16 protein-coding genes and 1 pseudogene are annotated in these 17079 nt (G+C 58.7%); 7 read left to right on the top strand and 10 right to left on the bottom strand.

Features of this window, described 5'->3' with window-relative positions; translation table 11 throughout:
• Positions 1–29 precede the first annotated feature (29 nt).
• From BWR18_RS15395 to BWR18_RS15380, 4 genes are all read right to left on the bottom strand, one after another.
• Positions 30–1025: an ABC transporter substrate-binding protein gene (locus BWR18_RS15395; protein ID WP_076629332.1), complete on the bottom strand. Its 996-nt coding sequence runs from the start codon at positions 1023–1025 to the stop codon at positions 30–32.
• Between the two features lie 4 nt (positions 1026–1029).
• Positions 1030–2118, bottom strand: coding sequence for a LacI family DNA-binding transcriptional regulator (locus BWR18_RS15390; RefSeq protein ID WP_076629331.1), 1089 nt, complete (start codon positions 2116–2118; stop codon positions 1030–1032).
• 985 nt (positions 2119–3103) lie between these two features.
• On the bottom strand, positions 3104–4435 hold the full coding sequence (locus BWR18_RS15385) for an ATP-binding protein (protein WP_076629330.1): 1332 nt from the start codon (positions 4433–4435) through the stop codon (positions 3104–3106).
• Positions 4436–4452: 17 nt separating this feature from the next.
• Positions 4453–5289 (bottom strand): response regulator, encoded by an 837-nt coding sequence (locus BWR18_RS15380; RefSeq protein ID WP_368073621.1) that lies wholly within the window; start codon positions 5287–5289, stop codon positions 4453–4455.
• A 100-nt stretch (positions 5290–5389) separates the two neighbouring features.
• Between BWR18_RS15380 and BWR18_RS15375 the strand changes: the two genes are divergently transcribed.
• From BWR18_RS15375 to BWR18_RS15350, 6 genes are all read left to right on the top strand, one after another.
• Positions 5390–5911, top strand: coding sequence for an EF-hand domain-containing protein (locus tag BWR18_RS15375; protein WP_083957726.1), 522 nt, complete (start codon positions 5390–5392; stop codon positions 5909–5911).
• 73 nt (positions 5912–5984) lie between these two features.
• Positions 5985–6944, top strand: a complete 960-nt coding sequence (locus tag BWR18_RS15370; RefSeq protein WP_076629327.1) for a YHYH protein — start codon at positions 5985–5987, stop codon at positions 6942–6944.
• The gene (locus BWR18_RS15365) at positions 6941–7486 is read left to right on the top strand and encodes a YbhB/YbcL family Raf kinase inhibitor-like protein (protein WP_083957725.1); all 546 of its coding nucleotides are present in this window, start codon (positions 6941–6943) and stop codon (positions 7484–7486) included. The genes BWR18_RS15370 and BWR18_RS15365 overlap by 4 nt, the downstream gene beginning before the upstream one ends.
• Positions 7487–7529: 43 nt before the next feature.
• Positions 7530–8174, top strand: a complete 645-nt coding sequence (locus BWR18_RS15360) for a PEBP family protein (RefSeq protein WP_076629325.1) — start codon at positions 7530–7532, stop codon at positions 8172–8174.
• 75 nt (positions 8175–8249) lie between these two features.
• Complete coding sequence (locus BWR18_RS15355; protein ID WP_083957724.1) at positions 8250–8789, top strand: cytochrome b; 540 nt, start codon at positions 8250–8252, stop codon at positions 8787–8789.
• Positions 8782–9354: a hypothetical protein gene (locus BWR18_RS15350; RefSeq protein WP_076629323.1), complete on the top strand. Its 573-nt coding sequence runs from the start codon at positions 8782–8784 to the stop codon at positions 9352–9354. The genes BWR18_RS15355 and BWR18_RS15350 overlap by 8 nt, the downstream gene beginning before the upstream one ends.
• Before the next feature lie 259 nt (positions 9355–9613).
• Here BWR18_RS15350 and BWR18_RS22135 read toward each other — a convergent pair whose 3' ends face one another.
• Entirely contained in the window at positions 9614–10027 is a 414-nt protein-coding gene (locus BWR18_RS22135) for a sterol desaturase family protein (protein ID WP_254684878.1), read from the bottom strand.
• A gap of 12 nt (positions 10028–10039) precedes the next feature.
• Positions 10040–10258, bottom strand: a complete 219-nt coding sequence (locus BWR18_RS22130) for a hypothetical protein (RefSeq protein ID WP_254684877.1) — start codon at positions 10256–10258, stop codon at positions 10040–10042.
• A gap of 166 nt (positions 10259–10424) precedes the next feature.
• On the opposite strand from BWR18_RS22130, the pseudogene BWR18_RS15340 reads away from it, so the two are divergent.
• Positions 10425–11089 (top strand): annotated as a pseudogene (locus BWR18_RS15340) (IS6 family transposase).
• Between the two features lie 69 nt (positions 11090–11158).
• On the opposite strand, the gene pobA reads toward BWR18_RS15340, so the two are convergent.
• From pobA to BWR18_RS15320, 4 genes are read right to left on the bottom strand one after another with little or no spacing between them, the layout of a single operon-like run.
• Positions 11159–12328 carry a 4-hydroxybenzoate 3-monooxygenase gene (gene pobA, locus BWR18_RS15335; protein ID WP_076629322.1) on the bottom strand — a complete coding sequence of 390 codons (1170 nt, stop codon included), beginning with the start codon at positions 12326–12328 and terminating at the stop codon, positions 11159–11161.
• Between the two features lie 44 nt (positions 12329–12372).
• Positions 12373–13050 (bottom strand): TetR/AcrR family transcriptional regulator, encoded by a 678-nt coding sequence (locus tag BWR18_RS15330; RefSeq protein WP_157598803.1) that lies wholly within the window; start codon positions 13048–13050, stop codon positions 12373–12375.
• Positions 13047–14576, bottom strand: a complete 1530-nt coding sequence (locus BWR18_RS15325; RefSeq protein ID WP_076629320.1) for a trimethylamine methyltransferase family protein — start codon at positions 14574–14576, stop codon at positions 13047–13049. The genes BWR18_RS15330 and BWR18_RS15325 overlap by 4 nt, the downstream gene beginning before the upstream one ends.
• Positions 14573–16978 (bottom strand): GcvT family protein, encoded by a 2406-nt coding sequence (locus BWR18_RS15320; protein WP_076629319.1) that lies wholly within the window; start codon positions 16976–16978, stop codon positions 14573–14575. The genes BWR18_RS15325 and BWR18_RS15320 overlap by 4 nt, the downstream gene beginning before the upstream one ends.
• Positions 16979–17079 lie beyond the last annotated feature (101 nt).

The raw sequence follows: 17079 nt of genomic DNA, 5'->3' as shown, positions 1-17079 counted from the left end.
GATTGTCCCGCCCAGCCAGGCGAATACGGCTACTGGACCTCGTTCAGGTACCGTTCACCGAAAGCGGCCTGTGCGCGCTCCATCTCGGCATAATCCACCGCGACGGCCCGTTCGTAGTCCGAGGCCGGCAGGAACTTGTCCGCCACATCGGCGGGCAATTCCACGGGGCGGGCGGGCTGAAGATAGGCATTGGTCCAAATCGCCTGCCCCTCATCCGACAGGATGAAATCCAGAACACGCTTGCCCAGCTCGGGGTTCGGCGCGTTGGCGACAAGGCTCATGACGTAAGGAACCCGCACAGAGCCTTCGCAGGGCAGCACAAACTCGAAATTGCCGTCTTCCTCGTACTTGCCCCGATAGGCGTTGAAATCATAATCGAACAGGATCGGGATCTCGCCGGACACGACGCGGGCATAGGATGTTTGCTTTGGCACGATCGGATCGTTTGCGGCCAGGTCGTTGAAATAAGCGATGGCCGGGTCAAAATTGCCTAGATCACCACCATTTGCCATGTTTACGGCCACGGCACCCGCATAGCCGACAAAGGCCGACGAGGGATCGAGATAGCCGACCATGCCGCGATATTCGGGCTTGGTCAGGTCGGCCCAGCACTGCGGCACCGGTGCACCGCCAAGCGCATCGACATTCACGAACAGGCCCAGCGTGCCGTAATGGATGGCGAACCAATTGCCTTCGGGGTCCTTCAGGCCGTCGGGGATGTCGTCAAACCCTGCGGGTTTGTAGGGTTCCACCACACCTTCGTTCCCCGCCTTGATGCCGGTCGTCACACCGTAATAGGCGACATCGGCCACCGGGCTGGCCCTTTCGGCCAGAAGCTGGCTCAGGGTCTGACCGGAATTCTTGTTATCATGCGGCATCTGGATGTCGAGTTGCTCATCAATAGCTTCGAGCATCGACGCCCAATCCGCCCATTGCGGGGGGCAGTTGTAGCAAATGGCATCCTCGGCCAGCGCCGGTGCAGCGATCGCGGTTGCGAAGAGTGCTGCCAAAACGGTATGTTTCATCGGTTCATCCTTGTTTGAGATCGGTCTTGAGCGAGTGAACGGACGGCGGCCAGGTGGCACCCTGGTCGTCGTCACGGCTTTCCGCGCGGGGACGCGCAAGGGTGGCCCCCGCACGGAAATGAAAGGGCAAGGGCGGCCGCTGCACGCAGGCGTCACCTTGCAACATGTTGAGAAGCGTCTGCGCCGCCTGACGGCCCATCGCATCGGGCGCGGTCTCGATGGTTGCCAGCGGCATGTCGAGCAGGCGACCGATCTCGATCCCGTCAAAGCCGACCACCGACAAGTCTTGCGGCACGTTTTTGCCCATCAGGCGCGTGGCCTTCTGCACCGCGATGGCCAAGAAGTCGTTCGATGCGAAAATCGCGGTCAACCCGCCAAGCGTGGCCAGGATGCCTGCCAGCAATTCCGGGTCATTCGCCTCGGCCTCGGTCAGTTCGATCAGGGCGGGGTCCGGCAGGCCCCGCGCCCGGCACTCGGCATGAAATCCGGCATATCGGTTGCGCGACCGGTCAGAGCTTGCAAAGCGCAGGGACAAAAAGGCCGTGCGCGTGTGGCCAAGGTCGGCGAACCGCCGTGCGACCTCGCGCGCTGCTTCGAAATTGTCCACATGCGCGGTCAGGAACCCGTCCAGCGGATCATGAAACATCAGTGAAACCGGCAGGCCCCGCGCGCGCGCCTGCTTTAGGGCGGCGCTGCGCTCCGGGCCGACCATCGTCAGGATCAACCCGTCGACCTCCTTGGCGGTCAGGGTCACGATGGCCTCGTTGTCGGCATCGCCGTCATAGTTGGAACTGGAAATCAAAAGCTGATAGCCTGCGCCGGACAGCACCTCCTGTACGCCCTGCACCGCCTCGGCAAAGACCGGGTTGGCCAGCGACGGCACCAGACAGCCGATCGTCATGCTGCGTCCGCCCTGCAAGGCCCTGCCGATGGCGCTAAAGGAAAACCCAAGATCCTGCGCCGCCTTTTTCACTCTTTCGCGCGCGTCCGCGCTGGTTGGGCCAGAATTGTTGAGCACCCGACTGGCGGTGGCGATCCCGCAGCCGGCTTTGCGGGCTACATCCTTGATTGTGATCTTTTGACGGGACTCCAATGAACCACACCTTCTGGAAACGTTTCCACAATTGGGTACCGGTAGTTCACTACAAGAATATGACACTGCATCGTTTCCGCAGCCTGATCCCGGCACCTCGGCCAAGGGGCCGCTTGACGTATTCTGGATAAGGAGTGTGCTCGCGCGGCAATGGGTCTGACGAGCCGCGCAACAAAGTGCTGTTGAATATTCACCTGGGACCTGTCGCGGTTTTGGCGCATGGCCTCAGAGAGGACTGCCAGCGAACCTCCGGCTTTTATGTGACCGCGAACACATTTCGGTGATCCTTATTGACGAAGTGAACGCCATTCCGCCGATGTTGAAAGAGAAACCGCTGCCAACGAGACTTGCAAATCAACGCAGACTGTTTAGCGCCTTATGACATCGCAATGCGGTGACGACTTCAAATTTGACCGACGGGTTATGTTTTGAATCAAGAATGGCGATCCCAAGACCATAGGCGATGTGGCTGCCAAGCGGATCAACCGACCGTCTTAAGGTGCACGTAATGGTCGAAGCAGGCTCTAAGACGGCCGCTTCGTTCCGCCATGTGTAAATTCGGCATTTGAATTATGCTGCGCCCTTCGCGAAAGGCTGCAACGCCAGCCTAAGACCACAAAAAAAATGTTCCCGCAACAAGTCTCGCAGAGCATAAAAACTCAGTCCACAGGTTGGGCTCTGGCCGGTCATCCGACGCTTTCTGTTAGGCATATCTTAGACAAACCAGGTGCGAAAGGTCAGCTATGTGGGACAAACCCGACCTTGGATTTCCCGCCCTCGCTAACGCAGCATGGGTTCGCAGCGACGGCACATCCAATACTGCATCGCAGCAAATGTCGCCATTGCGATCATTCAAAATTACCTTGGAAACCGATCGTGGTTCACGACGTCAAGCAGCCGCTCGTGTCGGCCGGTGCTGGAACATGACGCGATGTCTGCCGCATTGAAATGCGTTCCTTTTGGCGCCCTCGAACAATTTCCTGAGTCATCCCGCGACGGCTACGGTCGTCACAGGCAGTCTAACTGCAGCGCGCAGACCTCCTCCTGGGCGGTTACTCAGCGTCAGTGTCCCACCATGCGCAACGACAATGTCACGCGAAATAGCGAGGCCCAGCCCGACACCGCCTGTATCGGCGCTTCGGCTGTCATCACCGCGCACAAAGGGTTCAAAGACCTTTGACAATTTTTCATCTGGGATGCCGGGCCCGTTATCCTCAATGGTCACGAGCGCAGTTTCACCAATTCGCTCTGCCGTAACCTTGGCGCTACCTCCGTAGCGTATCGCGTTGTCAATCAGGTTACCAAAGGCGCGCCCAAGAGCGACCGGTCGCCCTGAAACTTCGATCGCTTCTGTTGCTTCAAACCACCCCTGTCTGTCGCCTGAAGCCTGCTCCAGTAGCGTGACAAGATCAATGTAAGTAACATCTTCATTTTCACGAGCACCGCGTGCATAGGCCACCAGTCCATCGGCCATCACAGTCATCTCCTCCAGAGTGCGGATCATCGAAGCGCTTTCGTCGGTCCCAAGCATCTCCGCGCGGATACGTAAGCTGGTCAGGGGTGTCCGCAGGTCGTGACCAACAGCGGCCAGCGTTCGCATACGCTCTGCTTCGAATTGGGCGATGCGGGCTTGCATGTCGTTAAAAGCTGTAGCCGCGTCGCGCATCTCCCGTGGGCCTTCGGTGCTGACGCGCGCGGCGCGATCACCTTGCCCCGCGGCGCGCGCCGCTTTCGCGAGCGCGGTCAGTGGCTGCGTCAACCGCCGCACGAAGACCAACCCCACACCTAGCACCGCGGTCAGAGATGCCCCTAGAATTAGAAGAAACGCGCCTTCTTCGATCAACGGCGGCAGCGGGCGCGGTCCCTTTGACTGAATATTCAGCCATTGTTTTGGCTCGCCCCCCGGTGTTTCAAGCAGGATAGATGCGGCGACAGACTCTCGTCTGTCGCTTCGGTCGTCGTCAGGCCGGCGGTGAATTGCAGCTTTGACATCGCGCCCGCCCAAGGTTTCCGTCAACGCGTCGGCAAGGGCGCGCGACCGGGGCGCATCTGATTGAACCATGATCAGTGGTGCCCTCTCGACGGTCACTGCCGACGAGCGGGTTGAGGTCAACTCGGCCATTCGCGGTCGGATCGATGGACTGGCCGCCTCTAGTGCCGGCACCAGAGAGACGATCCTTTCCTCTTCGCGTGCAACCAATGTGGCGCGTTCCAAACGGTTGCGCTCGTATGACAGCACGGCAAGGGCCAAGAAGTTTGCACAGATCAGTGAGATGATAAGCAAAAGCGCAAATCGCCCCGCGATCCCGTCTGGCAAAAGGCGTCTTATTGCTTTCAAAAATCTTCCACCTCAGTTGCCAGTCGGTACCCGCCACCCCATTCGGTCACAATCAAGCGGGGGTTTGCGGGATCGGTTTCGATTTTCCGTCTAAGACGGCCAATACTATTGTCGATGGCGCGGTCATAGACCTTGGATTCGCGCCCTTTTGTCAGGTCAAGCAGTCGGTCACGCGACATGATCGTTTGGGGGTGATCGAGAAGCACGCCCAACAGCCGATTTTCGCCAGATGTGAGCGCCCGCCTGTGACCATCTGCATGGCGCACCTCGGGCACGTCCGGATCGTGCAACCACGAGCCAAAGCGTCGAATGGCAGTTGCTGGCTTTGGCGGTGGCGGTGGTGTCCGCCTCAATACGGCACGTATTCGCGCCACGAGTTCGCGTGGATTAAAGGGTTTGACCACATAGTCGTCGGCCCCCAGTTCAAGGCCAACAATCCGATCGGTGTCCCCCGCCATCGCTGTGAGCAAGATGACCGGTGGGCCGCCATGTGCGACCAACCAACGGCACAAGCTAAGCCCATTTTCGCCGGGCATCATCACGTCGAGCACCACCAGCGCTGGGTTGCTGGTCTCGAGCTGACTGCGGGCCTCAGTCGCATTTGCGGCCAACAGCGTGCGGAATCCCTGCTGCCGCAGGTATTTCTCCAGCGGTTCGCGAATATCGCGGGCATCATCCACGATCAGAATCTGTGGGGCCGTGTCGTTCATATTTGCTCCGTAGCCGCACGCGATTTGCTTTTCTAGCGCTGTCGTTTTCTCGATCCGAGTCTGCGCGCAGTTTTGTTTGTCGCAAATTGTATCAAGCGCTTGGCTTGCGACAGGTTGCGACAAACTCGTCCACTTTCTGACAAACCTTTTCACGATGTGCCTGCCATATTCAGATCAAGGCAGGCCCAACGGCATAGCAGTGCTCAGAAAAGGATAAGACGATATGAAACGCACGACTTTCATCGCTGTAAGCTTACTCACTACAGGTGTCTTTGTGATTGGAGCGCCTTTAACCAACGCGCAAGACACCACCGCCCCCATTACAGGTCAGGCGGAAACGATGCGCGCCGATTTGCGCAGCGCCCGGGAGAATGGGCGCACACGTGATGGCCGTGGTCAGACATCGATTGGTGAGATATTTCGCGGTGTCTTTGATGCGGCTGACGCGGACGGTAACGACACGGTCACGCCAACAGAAATCGATGCTTACCGCGCAGCGCAGCTTGCCGAGGTTGATGCTTCAGGCGACGGCGCCCTGAACATTGAAGAGTTCGATACGTTTTACCGCTCTGTCACGCGGTCGCGCATGGTCGACCTGTTCCAGGAGATTGATGCAGACGGTGATGGGCAAATCGCGCCGGATGAGATTGACCGCAGTCTCGAGGGTCTGGTGTCACGTTTGGACCGTGATGGTGACGGCACGCTGACTTTGCTGCGTCGTGGTCAGTCTGCTCCTCCAGAGTAAGCCCGCGAGCACATCGCCATATGCAGAAGGAAGACAAATGCTCATACGTTTCCAAACATCAGCAAGACGGTCCATGCTCCACGCCGTGGCGCTGTTTGCCGGCTTGCTTCCCGTCGTTGTCTTTGCACATGGCACGGAAGAGCATTGCGAAGCCGTCATGGCCTCAGTCGCAGACGCGGGGTTTTCCGATGACGTCACGGTCACGTGCGAAGGCGGGGCGGCTATTATATCGTCAGACACTTATCCCGATCATGACCTGATGACCGGCATCGTCGGCACGAATGAGCAAGTGCCAGTGCCAGCGCCCGGATATGCCGCACCGATCCCATTGGCCCCGGTGCTTGGTGACACGCCTCAGACCCGCGATTCAGCGCTCGGTGTGGCGGTCAACGGTGTGCCGATCTTTGACTATACGGCGGGCGGCGAAATGACCGAAGCCGACCTCGCGCACTACCAAGCACAGCACGACACCCTCCAGACCCAGCAGCTTGACATATGTGGTGGCCATGCGGGACGGGGTGATGACTACCACTATCACGTCAAACCCGTTTGCATGATTGCCGAGATGGAAAATGCCGGACCCGCCGCCATCATCGGTTGGGCGTTCGACGGTTTTCCGATTTACGGCGATGAAAATCCCGATGGTAGTGCGATTACAGAAAACGCGCTTGACGTTTGTAACGGCCAAATGGACGCGACCTTTGGCTATCGTTACCACACATCCGACGACGCACCTTACATTATCCAATGTATCATGGGTGAGGTCGCCGATATTCGGCAGCTGCCCCGCATCTCGCCACTGTCTAATGCCGCGACCGGGGATGGCATTGCGCCCGGACGACCGCCGCGGGGTGGGGTCGAAGGCCTTGTTTTTACTGAAGACGAGAACGGGACCCGCAGCATGAACTATGCCTATCAAGGCGAGGATTACTATATCCGCTACACCCCCTCGGGCACCTCGAATTGCTACAACTTCGAGACCCGCACAATTACGAATGGTGGAGAGGTGGTAACGGGGGAGTATTGTCGATGAGACGGGCCGCGATAGCCCTGCCTGTTAATTCAAACCTCACAGGCGCTGCCACCGCGCAGGATACCTTTGTCCTGACGAGCCGCGCATGGGATGCTGACGGTATACTTTCGGATAGTCTGAAATGCACGCGGGATGGCGGGACCGGCCTTTCGCCACCGTTGATGTGGCAAGGCGTGCCTGAGGGTACTGAAAGCCTTGCAATTGGCATGTATCACTACCTGCGTGCAACGGGTGAAACAGTGAATTTGCCAAGCCACTACTGGCTTCTGTGGAATGTACCCGTCACGATTTCAGAAATCCCAATCGGCAATCCTGGGTCTATCGGTATTGAGGGTGCAGACAAGGATGGCCGAGATACGGGCTACACCCCGCCTTGTTCTCCTGGCGCAGCGCTGCACGACTATACCACAACCTTTTTTGCACTGGCGGGATCTCCGCACAGTCTCCCGACGCACCATGACCCGATGACAGATTGGGCCGCGATGATCGCTGCAATCGACAATCGGATCATCGCCAGCACAGAACTGACTTTTGTGAACTAAACTGCCGCGGTCCTAGCTTACCGCCGAAACCGAGGATCCTTCAATGCGCAACCTTCTCGCCGTTACCCTAGCCCTCGCCACCACTCAAGTATCCGCCGAGCCACTCACGCTCACTGCCGACGTCTGGGCCGACAACTGGTTCCAGATGTCGGTGAACGGCACATCGGTACTTGAGGACTCTGTTCCGATCACCACCGAACGATCCTTCAATGCCGAAACGGTGACATTCTCGGCCGAATTACCGATGACTGTGGCGATCAAAGCGATGGACTTCAAAGAGAACGACACCGGACTTGAATATATCGGGACACAACGCCAACAAATGGGTGATGGCGGCCTGATTGCGCAATTTCGCAATGCTGAAACGGGTGATCTCGTGACTGTCACCGACCAGGCGATGCGCTGTCTTGTTGTGCACACCGCCCCGGTCGACCGATCATGCGAAAGCTCAAGCAATCCAGTCGCAGGCGAAGGCACATGTGCATTCGAAATTACCGAAGAACCCAACGGCTGGAAGTTACCCGACTTCGACGACGCCGAATGGCCCCAAGCCACTGTACACACGGCACAATCCGTTGATCCAAAAGATGGCTATGACAGAATTACTTGGTCGGGCACTGCGCAGTTCATCTGGGGCCCTGATCTTGAGCGCGACAACACCGTGCTGTGTCGTCTGACGATCCAATAACGACATCGCAAGTCCCCATCGCGTGCGGCCTTACCATTTTGTCGTATCTGCCAACATCGAACCGGAGCGAAGTCGATGACCGATACAGTTGCGGTATATACTAAACCTCAGGTGATCTTCCACTGGCTCACCGCAGCCTTGGTTGGTGTGATGCTGGTGACCGGGTTTGCCTATACCAATGACCTTTGGGGTAAGGCCGCAATTACCGGCCATCAGATTTCTGGTCAGGCACTGATACTCGTACTTGCTGGGCGGATCATCATGCGCGTGGTTGGTCCACGTGTCACGGTCGGTGCCGTGCACAGTTTTTGGGAGCGCGGACTGGCAATCATTGTCCATCTGAGCCTTTATCTCTGTCTGATCGCCTTGACGCTGACCGGCTATGTCGCCGCTTCAGCGCTTGGTGAGACAGCGCTGGCCCTCCCGATTGACCGCACAGCCGCGCGGTCAGACTTGGGTGAGATGTTTCTTGATGCGCATTTTACGCTGAAGTGGGTCTTGCTGGCACTTCTTACAGTACACATTGCTGCCTCGCTGAAACATGCATTCTTCGACCGCGACGGCACCTTCTCCAGGATGACATTCCAACCCAGAAAGGACCAAGATCATGCATAAACTGACACGACGCCATGTCATTGCGCGACTAACCGGCGCGACAACCGCCCTGTTTTGCCCGGCAATCCTGAACGCGCAAACCAACCTGGCACGTGACTGGGGCGACATTCCCACAGACCAACCGATCGGTGAGGATCGATTGATCGAGGTCGCGCCCGGGCTGGCAGAGATCGACCTGACCGAATTGCGACCGGGCGAGATCGCAGTGATTGCACGCCCGACGGATGATCCGGAATATTCAGAAACCGGAATGACACAATATGTGGCGGTCCATCATCGGACCGAAGATCAGATCGCTTTTGGCGAGGCTAATGATCGCGAAGGCACGGTTCAGGACCCGCGGTACTTTGTTGTCAATTTGCTCTGCACACATCGGGGGAGTGCCGTGGGGCTGACGGGTGATCCTTTGGCGCCATTCGCCTGCACGGATCAGCGGGAGCGCCACGCGTCGGTGTTTGATGTGACCGGGATGGGCGTTGCCGGTGCATCGCAAGACGAATACCTGTCCGTTCCTGATCACATGGTCACAGAAACCGCGGCCGGCATCATACTTGAATTGGCATGATCCCCGCCCGTCAACGCCGCTGTCGAAGCAACAACAGATGCCAGAGGCGGAAAGGCTGAGATGGAATAAGGTCACCGCAGCCAGACTTGCGTGTTGGCAAAAGACTGCAACCATCTGCCAATAAAGGCGGCTAAACCGCGCCATCCGGCAAACGCCATGATGTCTGACATCAGCACTTATGGGTGCAAATAGGTCAACTTGCTAAAAGAGTGTTTCTTAACATAGCGACCTCCAGATTCTTTCCTCTCATGCCAGGCACTTAAGTGGCTCCGTTCGTGAATTTCTTGCGTCGCTCACGGATTTTGGCATCGCTTTCCGGCGTGCCGTCATGGAAAGAGCCGAACCACTTGTCCCACGGCAGCTCCAGCGAGCCATAGTTACACTCAAAGTAGCGGTGGCGCATCTGGTGGTGAAAGGTGCCGAGCTTCAGCCGGTTCTTGTCCTTCACCACCATGCCTTCAAAACCTGTGTGCGTCGTGGCCGCTGTCAGTGCGTAGTATTGCAGATGAAACAGGATATGCACCGGGTGAGCGGCAACAACGAAGTGGATCAAGACCCAGCCGAGTAAAATCAGATGTTCCACCGGATGCACAGCAATGCTCGACCACGGGCCGACGTTGATGTTGCGATGATGGAGCGCATGAACATGCTTACAGAAGAATGGAATGTGCAAAAAGCGGTGGATTCAGCAGAAATAGAAGCTTTCCCACACCGGGATCAGAAGAAACAGCGCGATAAACCACACAGGGTTTGCAGCCCATTTCAGCACAGGCGCATAGCCGTTGGCCATGGCCCAGAACAACCGTACCTCGTAGGCCGTCCAGACCATCACGCCGCTGGCGATTGTCCAGAACATGTTGTCCCTGATCTGCCCACCCAGTGTGAACTGGCGTCCGTTCTTCATCAGCGGACGCGGGCCGTATTTCAGCGTCTGGCCCTGTTTGGTGAAGGTGTAGAAATATGGTTCTGTTGCATTAATCTAGGCGCAGACGGATGTTTTGAGGACATCATGTAAGGAGCCTCCGATGGTACGCCGCGTTCCCTTCAAGCATCATCGTTTTCCGTAAGATGTGATCCTCTTGGCCGTCCATTGGTATTGCCGGTATGCCCTTTCTTATCGATACGTTCCTGACTTGTTGGCCGAACGCGGTATTAAATAGACTATGCAGCGATCCATCGGTGGGTCCAAAAATTTGGACCGGACTTCCGTAGACGTGCATATGGACTGCATGGATCATGGCGCGGGATGCGGTGGTATGTGGATGAAACCTGTGTCCGTGTGAGTGGTCGGTGGTGCTACCTCTGGCGAGATATAGACCAAAGCGGTCAGCTGATCGATTTCCGCCTTACTGCGCGTCGAAACGCTAAGGCCGCAAGGGCATTCATGAAGCAAGCCTGCGATGCCGTCCGGTGCTGTCAACCGATGACAATCATTACGGACAAGGCCCATAGCTACGCCAAGGTCATCCGCGAGGTGAACGTTCCGAACGGACCCGATGACAGGATTGTTCATGTCGACCGCAAGCATCTGAACAATCGCATTGAAGGGGATCATGGCGCCTTGAAACAACTGCTCAAGCCCAAGCGGGGCTTCCGAAAACTCACCTCGGCAAAGAACACACTCAAAGGGATCGAAACTCACCGCTCTATCAAAAAGGGTCACTTCGCAAACAACGAGCCAGGGGTACTCAACGAGGTGGCCTTTGTGGCAGCTCTCTTCGAAAAGGCGGCATAGTGCACCAGCCAAACAGCAGTTCCTTGGCCCACGGTAACCAATGCAACAGAGCCCGTAACGGTGACGCCGTCAGTATGGCAGGCCTACATAACTGAGCGCCATCGCCGCCTGCGCCTCGCGGCTGTCTCGCAAAAGGGACAGTTCCGCCAGTTGCATCTTCTTGTCGAAGGCTGTTTGGCCGGGAAAGTGATGCATGAGGGTCGAAAACCACCAGCTGAACCGCTGGGTTTTCCAGACGCGGGACAACGCGCGTTCCGAATATCGATCAATACCATCGCTGTCGCCATCCGAGTAAAACTGGCGCAGACCCTGGTTCAGGTAATGGACATCCGACGCGGCGGTGTTCAGCCCCTTTGCGCCCGTGGGCGGGACGATATGCGCGGCATCCCCGCACAAAAACAGCCGCCCCCACCGCATCGGCTCGCAGACAAAGCTGCGCAAGGGTGCGATGGATTTCTCGATGCTGGGGCCGGTGATCAGTGCTTCGGCAGCCGGTGGCGGAATGCGGCGTCGCAATTCGTCCCAGAACGCGTCGTCGCTCCAGTTCGCAGGGTCGTCCGACGTGTCGCACTGGATGTAGTAGCGGCTGAGGTTTGCATTGCGCATCGAGCATAGGGCAAACCCACGATCCGAATTGGCATAGATGAGTTCATCATTGACCGGAGGTGTTTCAGACAGGATGCCAAGCCAGCCAAAGGGATACACTTTTTCATATTCATGGCGCACACTTTCCGGAATGGTTTTGCGGCTGACACCGTGGAAACCATCACACCCGGCGACAAAGTCGCAGGCGATCCGGTGGCTCTGCCCGTTCTGACTGAAGGTGACACAGGGGGTATCGGTGCGGGCGTCGTGGATCATGACGTCTTTGACGTCGAAGTGGGTGTCGCCGCCCGTCGCATCGCGTGCATCATAAAGATCGCGCGTCACTTCGGTTTGTCCATAGACCAGAACCGTCGCGTCCGTGTGTGACGCGAAGTCGACGCGGAACATATCATTGTCGTAGGCAATGAGGGTGCCATCATGCACGAACCCTTCGGCCTTCATGCGTGTGTCGACCCCTGCTTGCGCCATAAGGTCGACCAATCCGCGCTCCAGAACACCGGCGCGGATACGGCCCAGCACGTGTGCGCGGGACTGGCGCTCAAGCACGACGCTTTCGATGCCCGCGTTGTGCAGCAATTGGCCCAGCAGCAGGCCCGATGGCCCGCCGCCAACGATGACGACCTGAGTGCGCATTGCATCCTCCCCGCGGAGGTTTGTCACAGGTCACACCGGTTCGGTCAAGACGAGCGGTCGGCGTCGGTCACGTCCCGGGCATAGCTGGCGAAGGATTGAATTTCCGCCGCGGTCGGTACTCTGCCGGTGAACGCGACGAGATAACCCGGAACCATGGCCAGCCGGTCATCGAGGGTTTCGCCAAGGTTTGCGTCATCATAGCCAAGCTGCATATAATAGATGACGCGGGCGCGGGCCGTTGCTTCAAGCTGCGGATACTCAAAACGCAGGAACATGTGCGTCAGCGCCTCCAGCCGCGCTTCATCCCCCGCTTTCAAGACGGCATTCACACGCGGCGCACGGCGCGCCCAGTCGCGGATGGCAAAGTCGAGCCGGTTGTCAAAGAGGGCAGTGTTGATGTTGCAGCGAAAGATGTTGCAGCACGCTTCGGTAATCGTGCGCGCCGGGGCGTTGGCCTGTGCCACCATGGCGGCTGTGTTGGTGCGCTCCCAATGGTCAAGAAGTGCATCCAGCAGGTCAGTGCGACCATTGAAGTACCAGTAGAAGCTGGAGCGTGAGACATTCATGCCGCTTGCCAGGTCCGCGACCTTCACCGCTTCTACTCCGCCGGATTTCAGCACCGATAGGGCAGCGTTCAGCCAATCCTGCCGCGTGACTTTGACGTTGCCGATCAGCGGATCCTTGGCCGGATCGTCACGGTGTAAAATGGGATCGCTCATCAGCTGACCGGTGCGCAGCCGCCGGCCGCCGTCTTGTCTGCGATGTATTTGTGCAGCGCGTCGATCCGGTCACCGTCAGTGGTTGGAGGAGTGAAGTCGCGCAAAATGCCCTGCCAAATGCCGGTCGCGCGCGTTGTTGCGTCAACGCTGCCGCGCTCTTGCCAGGTTCCGAAATTCGCAAAATCTGCAACAACTGGCTCATAAAACTCGGTCGCGTAGCGTTCCATCGTGTGGCCCGCGCCAAAGAAATGACCGCCCGGCTGCACCTCTTCGAGCGCGCCAAGCGCGATCTCATCGGCGTTTGCGGCGGTCGCGGTGCAAAGTTCGGCCATCATCTGCAACACTTCTACATCCGTCACCAGCTTTTCGTAGGATATCGTCAGCCCACCCTCAAGCCACCCGGCGGCGTGCAGTGTCACGGTCGCACCAGCCAGCAGGCAGCCCCATGTGCCGAATTGTGTTTCATTGGCGGCCTGCACATCCCCCAGGTTGGCGGCTGACCCGGATGCACAGCGCCACGGCAGGCCGATATGGCGGGCAAGTTGCCCGGCAGCCAGCGATGCCTTGAAATGCTCCGGCGTGCCAAAGACGGGGGCGCCGGATTTCATGTCCACATTCGACGTGAAGGTGCCATAGCAAACGGGCGCACCCGGATTGACCAATTGGCCCAAAGTGATGGCCGCCAAAGCCTCTGCATGGCTGAGTGTCATGGCCCCGGCGACCGTAATCGGGGCCATCGCCCCCATCAGCGTGAAGGGTGTGATGATGGCCATTTGCCCGTGGCGGGCAAAGTCCATGACGCCAAGCGCCATGGGGATGTCCAACTGTCGTGGCGAGTTGGTGTTGATGATGGTGTAACAATGCGACTGCGCAGCGAAGTCCTGATCCGAGAGCCCCCGGAAATCGCGCAGCATCTCGAACGACTCCTCAACCTGCCCTGTGCCGCGGGAAAAGATGAAGGGCAGCTTGTCCGTCAGTTCCATCTGCCCCTTTGTCATCGCGTAATGGCGCAGGTGAATGGGCACGTCCTGCGGTTCAACCAGCGGCGGGATCATATGCAGCACGTCGTAATGCTGGGTCAGCGTGATCAGTTCGCGAAAGTCCTGTTCGGTGCTGGGTCTGCGTCCTCGTTCAAGGTCGGTTGCATGGGGGCATCCCGCACCAGGCTGGAAGATCATCGAACCCAGTTCCATCACCAGGTCCCGATCCCGATTGCCCGCGATCAAAGGGAAGGATTTGGGGGCAGTCGCCAGCGCCGCCTCGACCATGTCCCGCCCGATATGCACCATCTCGGTGCTGTCATCGACGCGCGCGCCGCCTGCTTTGAATTGCGCCCGCGCTTCTGGCAGCAGCACCTTGATCCCCAAACGCTCCAGCACTTCGAGCGACGCGTCGTGGATGGCCGCGATCCGGTCGTCGGAAAACACGGCCATGAGCGGGAATGGGTTACGCAGGTTGCGGTAGTTGGTGGTGCGCGACTTTTGCGGTGGCGCACCCCGTCCACGGCGACGGCGCGGGTTTTCGGTCATCCCCGCATGGCCTTGCCCGCCGGATCATAGGGTGAGGGCGGGATGACGCGCGCCCCGCGCTCGATCCCCACGACATGGACCTTCAACTCGGTGCCCGGGTCGGCATAATCGGTGTCCACCAATGCCATGGCGAGCGACTTTTGCACCGTGTGCCCGTAGCCGCCAGAGGTCACGAAACCCACACGCCCATCCCCGTTCCAGACAGGTTCGTAGCCGCTGGCGTCCGCATCCTGGGCATCAATTTCCAGTGTCACCAGGCGTTGCGCCGGGCCGTTTCCATCGCGCTCGGCCTGGGCGGCGGCCTTGCCCACGAACGCCTTGTCCCAGTCGATCCAGCGATCCATACCGGTCATTCCGGGCGTGTAGCCTTGGGTGAACTCTGCCGACCAGATGCCAAAAGACTTTTCAAGCCGAAGCGACAGCATGGCGTTGAAGCCATATTCCCGCATCCCGAACTCTTCGCCCGCCTCCAGCAACGTGCGCCGCAGCTTGATATGGTCGCCATAACGGCAGTTGATCTCGTATCCCAACTCGCCCGCGACGGACATGCGCGCCACCTTGGCCCGGACCATGCCGACATCGAACGCACCGCACCCCATGAACTTCAGCGCGCCGATATCCTGATGGCACAGTTTTTCAATTACCTTGCGCGAATTAGGACCGGTGAGGGCGAAACCGCACATTTCCTCGCCCAAATCGCGCAATTTCACACCGTCGATCATATGGTCGTCGAACCAGCGCATGTGCCATGCGCGCAGGTAGTAGGACCCCATGATCCACCAGGTGCCGTCCCCCCAGTTCAGGATGGTGAGGTCACCCTTAAGCCGCCCGTCCTCGCCCAGCATTGGCGCCAGCTTGGCGCGACCGGGGGCAGGCAGTTTCGAGGCCATGACGTTGTTCAGCCAGACCTCGGCATTTGGTCCGCTAACCTCAAAGCGGGAAAAGCCGGTGATGTCGACCATACCCACATTCTCACGCACGTTCCGGCACTCGGCGGCCACGATGTCAAAGGCGTTTGAACGTTTGAGGGTCAGGTTCTCCTCGAAATCCGCTGACGGTGCGAAGTAAAGCGGTGTTTCCAGATCCCAGCTTGATCCCCAGCGGCACCCGGCCGCTGTCATTGCGTCGTGGGCCGGGGCCATCTTGAGCGGACGACCTGCAGGCAGCTGTTCGTTCGGGTAGGACATCACGAACCGGCGGGAATAGAACTGGCCGGTGGTTTCCTTGATGTACTGTTTGTTCTCGGCAAACTTGCCGTATCGGGCGACGTCCATGCAGAAGACATCCGCCTCCGGTTCGCCCTCGATCATCCATTCAGCAAGGCTTTTGCCCACACCGCCCCCCTGCAGGAACCCGGCCATGACAGCGCAAGCCGACCAGTAGCCTTTCTTGCCCGGCACCGGGCCCACCAGCGGGTTGCCGTCGGGCGAGAAGGTGAAGGCGCCGTTGACCCAGGTCTTGATCCCTACATTTTCAGCGGACGGATAGCGGGCAAAACCCAGCATCAGCTCGTTTTCGATCCGGTCGAGGTTTTCCTGGAACAGCTCCATCCCGTAGTTCCACGGCGCGCCGTCCATGGCCCAGTGCTGATGCTCCAGCTCGTAAATGCCGATCAGAATGCCCTTCTGGTCCTGTCGCATATACGTGAACCCTTCGAGGTCGACGGTCATGGGCATTTCGAAGTCATGCGCGGCGACTTCCGGGATCTGATCGGTGATCAGGTAATGGTGTTTGAGTGGCGAGACAGGCAGTTCGATCCCTGCCATGCGCCCCACCTGCTTGGCCCACAGGCCTGCGGCATTGACCACGTGTTCGCAGCGGACGTCGCCCTTGTCCGTCTTCACGATCCAGCCGTCATGCACCTGCTCCAGCGCTTCGACCTTGGTGTGCTCGAAAACGCGCGCGCCGCGTTTCTTCGCCGCGATGGCATAGGCGTGGACGGTGCCGGTGGTGTCTACATACCCCTCGCGGTCCGCCCACATCGCGCCCAGCACACCGTCTGTCGACATGATCGGGCAGCGGTCCTGCGCTTGTTGCGGTGTAAGCAGCTCGCAATCCTCAATACCGATGGACTGAAACACCCGGTAGGCGGATTGCAACCATTCCCAACGCTCGGGCGTGCCTGCCAGCGTCAGGCCCCCTGTCATGTGCAGGCCGATGTTCTGACCCGACTCTTCCTGGATGTCGGACAAGAGGTCGATGGTGTAGGCCTGCAATGCGGCCATGTTCGGATCGGCGTTTAGGGCGTGAATGCCGCCCGCGGCATGCCAGCTTGACCCTGCCGTCAGCACTGATCGTTCGATCAGCGCGACATCCGTCCATCCCATCTTGGCCAGGTGGTACAGCACCGATGCGCCGACAACGCCGCCCCCGATCACCACAACGCGATACTGTGAGTTCATGCCAACCCCTTTGGATTCTCTATGCCGCGCCTTCACCGTGGGCCGTACTGGACAGTGCTGTCCAGTGCTTTCACGACACCGGTATGTTTGGATGCGACCCT

Origin of the sequence: Tateyamaria omphalii (assembly GCF_001969365.1) — a bacterium.
In the GTDB taxonomy this organism is placed as follows: domain Bacteria; phylum Pseudomonadota; class Alphaproteobacteria; order Rhodobacterales; family Rhodobacteraceae; genus Tateyamaria; species Tateyamaria omphalii_A.
The sequence above is the reverse complement of the archived record's forward strand: the minus strand, read 5'-3'. Positions and strand labels throughout refer to the sequence as shown.

Excerpts from the sequence above, each read along its gene's own strand:
- BWR18_RS15355 (WP_083957724.1), top strand. The coding sequence starts at position 8,250 with ATGACCGATACAGTTGCGGTATATACTAAACCTCAGGTGATCTTCCAC.
- BWR18_RS15395 (WP_076629332.1), bottom strand. The coding sequence starts at position 1,025 with ATGAAACATACCGTTTTGGCAGCACTCTTCGCAACCGCGATCGCTGCA.
- BWR18_RS15325 (WP_076629320.1), bottom strand. The coding sequence starts at position 14,576 with ATGACCGAAAACCCGCGCCGTCGCCGTGGACGGGGTGCGCCACCGCAA.
- pobA (WP_076629322.1), bottom strand. The coding sequence starts at position 12,328 with ATGCGCACTCAGGTCGTCATCGTTGGCGGCGGGCCATCGGGCCTGCTG.
- BWR18_RS15320 (WP_076629319.1), bottom strand. The coding sequence starts at position 16,978 with ATGAACTCACAGTATCGCGTTGTGGTGATCGGGGGCGGCGTTGTCGGC.
- BWR18_RS15370 (WP_076629327.1), top strand. The coding sequence starts at position 5,985 with ATGCTCCACGCCGTGGCGCTGTTTGCCGGCTTGCTTCCCGTCGTTGTC.
- BWR18_RS15350 (WP_076629323.1), top strand. The coding sequence starts at position 8,782 with ATGCATAAACTGACACGACGCCATGTCATTGCGCGACTAACCGGCGCG.
- BWR18_RS15360 (WP_076629325.1), top strand. The coding sequence starts at position 7,530 with ATGCGCAACCTTCTCGCCGTTACCCTAGCCCTCGCCACCACTCAAGTA.
- BWR18_RS15365 (WP_083957725.1), top strand. The coding sequence starts at position 6,941 with ATGAGACGGGCCGCGATAGCCCTGCCTGTTAATTCAAACCTCACAGGC.
- BWR18_RS22130 (WP_254684877.1), bottom strand. The coding sequence starts at position 10,258 with ATGAAGAACGGACGCCAGTTCACACTGGGTGGGCAGATCAGGGACAAC.
- BWR18_RS15375 (WP_083957726.1), top strand. The coding sequence starts at position 5,390 with ATGAAACGCACGACTTTCATCGCTGTAAGCTTACTCACTACAGGTGTC.